Source organism: Streptomyces laculatispora (assembly GCF_017353455.1).
Taxonomy (GTDB): domain Bacteria; phylum Actinomycetota; class Actinomycetes; order Streptomycetales; family Streptomycetaceae; genus Streptomyces; species Streptomyces laculatispora.
The window spans coordinates 1-8167 of sequence record NZ_JAFMPZ010000247.1 but is presented as its reverse complement, the minus strand read 5'-3'; the positions used below and the strand labels follow the sequence as shown (position 1 = coordinate 8167).

Sequence of the window (8167 nt, the reverse complement as noted above, 5' to 3'; positions counted from 1 at the left end):
GGTACAGACGGGTGCCGAGATGCCGACGCCCCCATCAGCGCATACCTTCCACTTGGCTCATGTCTGCGCTTCGGGAGGTGCTGATGCGGAAGGACGGCCGCACTCGGCGCCGGGCGTTCCGCGGCTCCGCCGTGAGGGCGGGCAGCGCGTCGGCCCGTGCCGCACCGGCCGGTCTGCTCGTTGCCGCGCTCCTGCTCGCGGCGCTGCCGTCCCCGTCGTACGCCGGGGCACAGCCGACCATTCCGGACCAGCTGTACCGGTACGGCTACTCGCTGGGCTTCCATCCGTTCACCAGCCCCCACGACGTGCGCGGACAGCTCACCGACAACTTCTGGCTGTTCCCGGTGAGCGGTGACTGCCCGGCCGTGATCCGTCCGGCGGACGAGTGCGAACTGCTGGGCGGGAACCCGGTCCGGGTGGAGGCGATCGGGTACGACAGCCTTCAGATCGCGACGCTTCCCGGCCATGATCTGGGCGAGGGCCTGCACATCCGTTTCACGTTCGCGCGCAGCCTCGGCCTGCACTGCCTGGTGGTCAGCGCCTGGCAGAACAGACCGACCCGGTGCACGGAGGGGACGCTGTGCAGTGCGGCGAGCCGTGCGGGTGCCTGGGCTCTGTGGCGCGTCCTCTCCGAGACCCTGACGATGTCCGCCTACGCCGCCTGACAGGGTCTGGCAGGAGCAGGACCGCCGGACGCGACGGGCGGGAGGGCGACCGGCCGACGGCTGCCGGCAGAAGGACGACCGGCTGCTCCCGGGGGCCGGGTGCCGGTCTCCCCGGCCCCCGGACCTTTTACCCACGGCCCCGGTGCGCCTCAGCGCGTGTGCACGAGGGTGAGGTGATGCGTGCCGTGGGTGAGACCGGTGACCGTCACACGCCGGCTGTCGCCGTGCACGCCGGGTCCGTACGCCCGGTGGTCCTTCCACAGGGTCCGCCGCCCGGAGCGCACCGTGACGTGCCGTCCGTCCGTGGGCAGGGCCACCGAGCCGCGCGAACCCCGTGGGACCCGCACGGTCAGGGCGAAGGTCCCGCCGTCCTGGTTCCACTCCACGTCGAGCGGCCCGTGCGGCGTGGGAAGCCGGCCCTGCGCCCAGCGGACCTCACCGGGGTTCGGCCGCACCTCCCAGGTGGCGTAGCCGGGTGAGGTCGGCTTCGCGCCGAGCAGTTGGTGGGTGAGGGCGGGCAGCACACCCGTCGACCAGCCGTGCGCCATGCTCGTGTAGCCCTGCTCGTACAGCGAACCGTTGGGGCCTATGCCCTCCCACTGCGTGATGCCGGGGTCGTGACTGTCCATCCAGCCGTAGGTCCGTCTGATCTGGTCGATCGCCGAGTCCGGCCGGCCGGACTCGAAGCGCGCCACCAGCTCCGGGTAGGACGTGAAGGCGTACACGCGCTGGGAGGCGCCGCCGAACAGCGTGTCGTTGTCCATGAAGGCGTTGCCGTACCTGAGCCTCGTCGTCGCGTCGAGGTGGGCCAGCGCCGAGGCCGCCCGCTCCTCGTCGGCGACACCCGCGGTGATGGCGATGGCGTTGCCGTCCTGGGCGTGCCTGACGGGGCCGGTGGCGGAGTCCAGATAGGCGCCCGCAGCCGGGTCCCACAGATGGTCGTTGATGGCCCCGGCCACCTTGTCCGCCCGCTTCGACCAGCGCTGTGCGTCCGTGTCGTGGTCCAGGAGCCCGGCGATACGTGCCGCGTCGCGCAGCGCCTGCACGTAGTTGGCGTTGTAGTAGGTGACGCGGCCGGTGCGGCCGAGGAACGCGTAGTCGCCGTAGCCGGACGTACCGTTCAGCCCCTTGCTGAGCAGCCCCGCCTCGTCCGTCACGCTCGGGTACCAGGTGTCGAGCACCTTCACCAACTGCGGGTAGTAGCGCGCGGCGTAGTCCTGGTCGCCCGTGTACAGCACGTAGTCCCAGCTGCACGTCACCCACCAGAGCGGATAGTCGAACAGCGGGAGGGTGTAGTTGTTGATGGACGCCGGTGGGATCCACCCGTCGTCGCGCTGGTGGTCGGCGAGGTCGGCCAGCACATTGCGGGCGGCCTCGGCCGCGTCGTCATGGGTGAGGTAGAGGGTCCGCCCCGCCACCGCCACGTCCCCGACGTACGGGTCCCGGTCCCGCTTGGGGCCGTCGTGCAGCACCAGTTTTCCGTCCAGTGACGGGCTGAAGGCGTTGCGCGGGTCCACGTCGTCGCGGCGGAAGGTGTCGACGACCAGTTCGTTGGTGTACGAGGCGCCGTACCAGTAGCGGTTGAGCTCCTCGTCGGAGCACAGGAACCATCCCCGGTAGGAATCCGGCGTGCCGAGGTAGGCGGTGAAGTCCAATGACACGGCGTCGATGGCCACTTCGCCCCACGGCTGGGCGGCCGGCGCATCGGACGGCAGCGCGTCCAGCGTGATCTTCAGGTAGCGGAAGCCGTGCAGCCCGTCGGCGTACAGCTTGTCGTCGCCCGAGCCGAAGCCCTTGGTGTCCCTCCACTTGGCACCGCCGGCCGGTACGGCGTACTGGTCGGTGCCCCGGCCCGCGCCGCCCGCCTGGTCGCCGCGGGTGAAGTCGGAGCGTTCGGTCAGGTACTGGAGCGTCTCGGAGAACGCCAGGCGCACTCCGGGGCTGTTGTCGGAGGCCCGGGTGAAATCCACCTCCGGGTAGCCCACGACGACCTTGCCGAAGTCGATGGTCACGCTGGGAGCGGTGACCGGGTCCACCGCGTCCGGCCAGACCTCGTTGACACGGGTGAACACTCCCTGCCCGGCGTCCTGACCGGCCGTGACGGCGATGCGTACCCGGTCGGTCGCGACCGGCGCGTCGAAGCGCACGGCGCGCTGCACGCCGGTGTTTCCGGTGACCGCGGCGACGGTCCGCCAGGCGGTGTCCACCCACGCCTCGACGGTGAAGTCCGCGGGCACGCCGTCGGCGTTGGACACCACCGTCACACCGGGCAGCCGCTGTTGCCCGGGCAGGGTGATGGTCAGCGGGTCGGGGAACGCGCCCTCGGTATCGTCGTTCCAGAAGGTGTCGGGGTCGCCGTCGATGGCGTTGTCCGCGGCGTAGGTACGCGGGCGGCCGTCGCTCCCGTTGTTGCCCGCGTGCGTGGACGACGCCTCGGCCGTGGTGCCCTGCGGCCAGCGGGGGGCGGCGGACGGCCGGGCGCGCCGCAGTACGGTGACCCGGCCTCCGGGTGCGAGCAGCGCCCCGGGTTCGGACACGTCCCCCGCCGTCCGCACGATCCCCACCGGCCGCACGGTCCGGTGCGACGGCCCCTGGACATAGCGGTGCCACGAGCCCCCGCGCTCCGGCACGGCGGCCCCTGCGGCGGCCGCCGTGCCGGCTGCGACGAGCGGCAGCCCGGCCGCGAGGGACGCCGCGCCGCCGACGCCCGCTTCGAGTACGGTGCGCCGCGTCGGCCCCGGCTCGTTCTTGCCCACACTCGTCACGTCCCGACGTCCTTCCGTAGCCGCGCATCACTCAGGGACGCGCACATGAATCGTTTCAATGACAAACGTCACGGCGACGCTATACGAGGCGGGCGACCCCGTACAGGGTTGCGGAGACGGCTGTCTCAGGCGTGGAAGCCGTTGCACGCGACGGAGGTGTACTTCGTGGGCCCGCCTTCGACGTGGTAGATCACCACGGTCCAGTCGCCCCGGTCATCCCCCACCGGGATCGCGTCGAGGGTCTTTTCACTGAAGTGGGCCCGGAACGCGTCCGGGTACGTGAGCTCGACGGCTCCGCCGGAGGACCAGTGGGAGTAGATGTCGACGGGCTTGCTGGTGAAACCGATGCCCTTGGCTTCGGACCGGAGCGGCCGTCCGGTGGCGCGGTCGGTCTCGTGCGGGGGGCGCACCCCCACGGAGACGTAGTAGGGCGCGGGTCTCTTGCCCTCCCCCGCGTCCTCGAACCGCAACGAGACCGAGGCGGTGCCGGAGCCGGTGGTGTGCGAGACCGAGGAGATCAGACCCGACGGTGGAAAGGACTCGGGAAAATGGTCCGGATCGCAGCGGCCGCCGCCCAGAGCGGCATTCTTCGAATGGTCCGACTTCCAGCGGTCCTTCGAGACGCGGTCGTTGACGATGTGGTCCGGCGGGCGGGCCGTCTTGTCGGCGGTCGCCGAACGGCGCGCGGCCGGACGGCCGGACGTGGTGGCCCCGGCCCCGGGTGCCGCGTCGGCGCCCTTGCCGTCCGTCTCCGGGAGCAGCCAGAACGTGACCGGCACCGCGAGCGCCACCGCGCACAGGGCGGCCCAGGCCCTTCCCCGCCGTGGGCGCCGCTGCTGGTCCGGGGCGGCGTACGGGGTGGTGCCGGGCGGCTGCGCGGGGACGTCCGTCGCGGGTCTCTCCACCGGCTGGTCGGCGGGCTCACTCCCCGCCCGTCGTGTCGCGGCGAGCACCGTTTCCGGCTCCGCGTGTGAACCGGACGGCATGAGCGGCGTGTTCGAGTCCCCTGGCACGAGGACGGGTTCGGCGGCGCGCACCAGCGCGTGGTAGTGGGCGTCCGACGCCAGCGGTGAGTCCACCCCGCACAGCGCGATCACGGCGGCCGGCTTCGGCCGCTCCGCCGGATCCCTGTCGACGCACATCCGGATCAGCGCGGCCAGGTCCGTCCGCACTCCCGCCAGGTCGATCTTCTCGTACACGGTCCGGTAACTGACCGACGCGGCGTCGCCCGTGCCGTACGGCGGCCGGCCCGTCGCCGTGTACGCGAGCGTCGCACCCAGGGCGAAGACGTCCGCCGCCGGGCCCACCTCGTTGCGCAGCAGGACCTCGGGAGCCGCGTAACCGGGCGTCCCCGACACCATCCCGTCCCGGGTGAGAACCGACTGTTCGAGTCCTCGTGCGATCCCGAAGTCGATCAGCTGCGGTCCCTGCGGCGAGAGGATGACGTTGTGCGGTTTCAGGTCCCGGTGCGTGACGCCGTGTACGTGGACCGCGGCCAGTCCCTCGGCGAGCGCGGCCAGCAGCCGCAGGGCGCTGTCCGGCGGGAAGGGGCCGCCCGCGCCGACGGCGCCGCGCAGCGTCGGCCCTGCCACGTACTCGGTGGCCAGCCAGTAGGGGGACGTGTCGAGCGACGCCTCGATCAACTGGGCGGTGTACGCGCTGCGCACGGTCTCGATGGTCGCGGCCTCGCGCCGGAACCGGGCCAGCGCGTCGGGGTGATCGCTGATCTCGTCACGGATGACCTTGACTGCCACCAGTCGTCCACCGGGCGACCGGCCGAGATACACCTGCCCCATACCGCCCGCGCCGAGACGGGCGAGCAGTTGGTAGGCGCCTATGCGCGCGGGGTCCTGGGGCCTCAGTGCGTCCACGGCCCGACTGTGCCACATCCGCACACGCCGGACCACAACTGCCGCCCGAACAGCCGGGGTCCACGCATCCGAGCGGCGACCCCGTTGATCCGGCCGGTGTTCCGGGCCGGGACGGAGGCCGTTCTCGGCCCCTTCCCGGCCCGGTCCGTCGCGTTCAGTGCGAGTCGGTGGCCTCGAACCAGGTGGGTCCGTCCGTCAGCGACTGCTTGATACGCAGGAGCGCGAACTCCTCCAGCGGCGGCAGGGCGTCGACACCGAACCAGCCCACCTCCAGCGACTCGTCGTCATTGACCCGGGCCTCGCCGCCGGTGGCCCGGCAGCGGAAGGTGACGTCCAGGTACTGGCACCGGTCGCCGTTCTCGTACTGCATGGCCGGCAGTGCCTGGGTCAGCACCACGCGCTCCGCCACGCAGTGCACCGCCGTCTCCTCGTACACCTCGCGCTCCGCCGTCGTCGCCGGCTGCTCCCCCGGCTCGCAAATGCCTCCGATGACCGACCACTTACCGGTGTCCGCACGCCGTCCGAGCAGCACTCTGCCCTCGTCGTCGAAGACGATGGCGGTGACGCCGGGCAGCAGGAGCAACTGTTGACCCGCTGTGGCGCGGATCTCGCGGATGAAGTCAGGAATTGCCATGAGCCGACCCTACGTGGCGCGCGGAGTCACTCAGCGGCCGCGGCGCACCCGTACCGCCCGCGCGGCCACCCAGCCGAGGCCGATGACGGCGAGCAGGGACAGCACCCCTTCGGGCAGCGGTCCCATCCGGGTCGCGGGGGTCAGCGAGGACCGCAGCGGCACCTCGTCCACCAGTGCGTCCGGGGTGAACATCTTCGTCTTCTGGACGACGGTGCCGTCGGGGCGGATGACCGCGCTGACACCGCTGGTGACCGGGACGACGACGGACCGGCTGTGCTCCACCGCGCGCACCCGGGACATGGCCAGCTGCTGGTAGGTCATCTCGCTGCGGCCGAAGGTCGCGTTGTTGCTGGGGACCGCGATCAGCTGGGCCCCGTGCTCGACCGTGTCGCGTACGGCGTCGTCGAACGCGGCCTCGTAGCAGGTGACGAGCCCGACGTAGGTGCCGGAGAGGTCGAAGACGCCGACCTTCTTGCCCGGTCCGAAGTCACGCTGCACCCGGTCCACGTCCGAGCTGAAGACGCGCACGAAGGAACGCATCGGCATGTACTCGCCGAACGGCTGGATATGGCGCTTGTCGTACGTGGCCACCGGGCCCTTGTCCGGGTCCCACTGGATGAGGGTGTTGCGCAGGTTCCCGGTGTCGGGCTCGACGACCGCGCCGACGACGGTCGGCACCCCGATCGCCTTCACCGCGTCGTCGATCACGATCCTCGCGTCGGCGTTGCGGTAGGGGTCGAGGTCGGAGGAGTTCTCCGGCCACAGGACGAAGTCGGGCTGCGGCACCTTGCCCGCCTTCACGTCCCGGGCGAGCTGCTCCGTACGGTTCGCGTGGTTGTCCAGGACGGCGCGGCGCTGGGAGTTGAAGTCGAGGCCGAGCCGCGGCACGTTGCCCTGGATCGCGGCGACGGTCGCGGTGCCGTCCTCGGCCGAGTCGTCCACCAGCGGCAGCGACGCGAGCGCCGCCGCGACCGGCACCAGGACAGCAGCCGCGGTCGCCGCGGCGGCCAGGCGCGGCAGTTCACCGGTGGCACGGCGGATTCGGAACCGGCGCACCGCCTCGAAGAGCCCGAAGCCGCACAGCACCACGGCGAAGGAGAGCAGCGGTGTGCCGCCGAGCGCCGCGAGCGGCAGGAACACGCTGTCGGCCTGGCCGAAGGCGATCCTGCCCCAGGGGAAGCCGCCGAAAGGCACCCTGGCCCGTACCGCCTCGTCCAGAGCCCAGACCGCGGCCGCCCAGAACGGCCAGCCGGCGAGCCGGGACACGGCGGAGATGCCGATGCAGCCCACCGCGATGAACAGTGCCTCGGCGGCTGCCAGGGCCAGCCACGGCACCGGGCCGACCTCTTCGCCGGTCCAGTGCAGCAACGGCAGCATGAAGCCCAGCCCGGCGAGCAGACCGAGCCCGAACGCGGCGCGGAGCCTGCGCTCGAACAGCACCCAGCCGAGCAGCGCGAACCCGGGCAGAACCAGCCACCACAGGGGCCTGGGCGGGAAGCTCGCGTACAGCATCAGCCCGGAGAGCACGGCTGCGCAGGGGCGGGCGAGCCGAGGCGGCAGGCGCCTCGCTCGGGGGACGGAGGCAGGCTGCTGCGGGTCGCCGACCGGGGCGATGGTGGTGCTCACCAGGCGGAGTCTACGGTGGCCGGCTGTGCGCCCGGCAGCCCTGTCCTGGTGGCGGAATCCTCACCGCCGGATCGTTTCTCCGCATCTTCTGCACATATGCCCGCGGGGCCGTTAATCTGTGCGCCGGTCCCCCGCCGACCGGCCGGATCCGGCCGTCGCGCACGGGAGGGTCACAGGCCGGGGGCGGACGTGATGACTTCATCCACAGAACGAGGGCCGGCGGGCGGCACCGCGTCCGACGCTGCCGGAGCGGTGATTCTCGCCGCCTGCGCGATCTGGTCCCTGATCAGTGCGGCGGGCCGGGAGACCCGGCCGGAGGGCGTGCTGCTGGCTCTCCTCGCCGTGGCGGCGGGTTTCGCCTGCGGGCGCATCTGCGGAACGCTGCTGCCGGTGACCGCCACGACGGTCGCCGCGCTGGCCGCCCTCGTCATGGCGCTGCTCTGGCGCGACGGTGTGCCCGGCGCCACGGCCACGATGGACACCGCGCCCGGATCCACCGGGGCGAGCGCCGGGCTGCTGGTACTCGCGGCCGGGGCCGCCTGCTGCGCGGCGGCCGCGGCCCGCCGGGACTCCCTGCGGTTCACCCTGCGGCTGCTGGCCCTGGGG

Annotated in this window: 5 protein-coding genes and 1 pseudogene; 2 read left to right on the top strand and 4 right to left on the bottom strand. The window is 72.1% G+C overall.

The features are described from left to right. Positions 1-59: 59 nt before the first annotated feature. Positions 60-665: a hypothetical protein gene (locus tag J1C73_RS13885; RefSeq protein ID WP_242644137.1), complete on the top strand. Its 606-nt coding sequence runs from the start codon at positions 60-62 to the stop codon at positions 663-665. Positions 666-814: 149 nt separating this feature from the next. Here J1C73_RS13885 and J1C73_RS13880 read toward each other — a convergent pair whose 3' ends face one another. The 4 genes from J1C73_RS13880 to lnt all read right to left on the bottom strand — a co-directional run bounded on the left by J1C73_RS13880 (position 815) and on the right by lnt (position 7561). Beyond that, positions 815-3430: an alpha-L-rhamnosidase-related protein gene (locus tag J1C73_RS13880; protein ID WP_207316636.1), complete on the bottom strand. Its 2616-nt coding sequence runs from the start codon at positions 3428-3430 to the stop codon at positions 815-817. 125 nt (positions 3431-3555) lie between these two features. Next, positions 3556-5301, bottom strand: a complete 1746-nt coding sequence (locus J1C73_RS13875; RefSeq protein WP_307797688.1) for a serine/threonine-protein kinase — start codon at positions 5299-5301, stop codon at positions 3556-3558. 154 nt (positions 5302-5455) lie between these two features. Continuing rightward, positions 5456-5935, bottom strand: coding sequence for an NUDIX hydrolase (locus J1C73_RS13870; RefSeq protein WP_207316634.1), 480 nt, complete (start codon positions 5933-5935; stop codon positions 5456-5458). Between the two features lie 30 nt (positions 5936-5965). Then, entirely contained in the window at positions 5966-7561 is a 1596-nt protein-coding gene (gene lnt / locus J1C73_RS13865) for an apolipoprotein N-acyltransferase (protein WP_207316633.1), read from the bottom strand. A gap of 192 nt (positions 7562-7753) precedes the next feature. Between lnt and J1C73_RS13860 the strand changes: the two are divergent. After that, positions 7754-8167: pseudogene (locus J1C73_RS13860) on the top strand (O-antigen ligase family protein); the annotation flags it as partial.

What these genes read in the sequence shown, in the direction of transcription:
- J1C73_RS13885 (WP_242644137.1), top strand. Translation starts at nt 60, where the DNA reads ATGTCTGCGCTTCGGGAGGTGCTGATGCGGAAGGACGGCCGCACTCGG.
- J1C73_RS13870 (WP_207316634.1), bottom strand. Translation starts at nt 5,935, where the DNA reads ATGGCAATTCCTGACTTCATCCGCGAGATCCGCGCCACAGCGGGTCAA.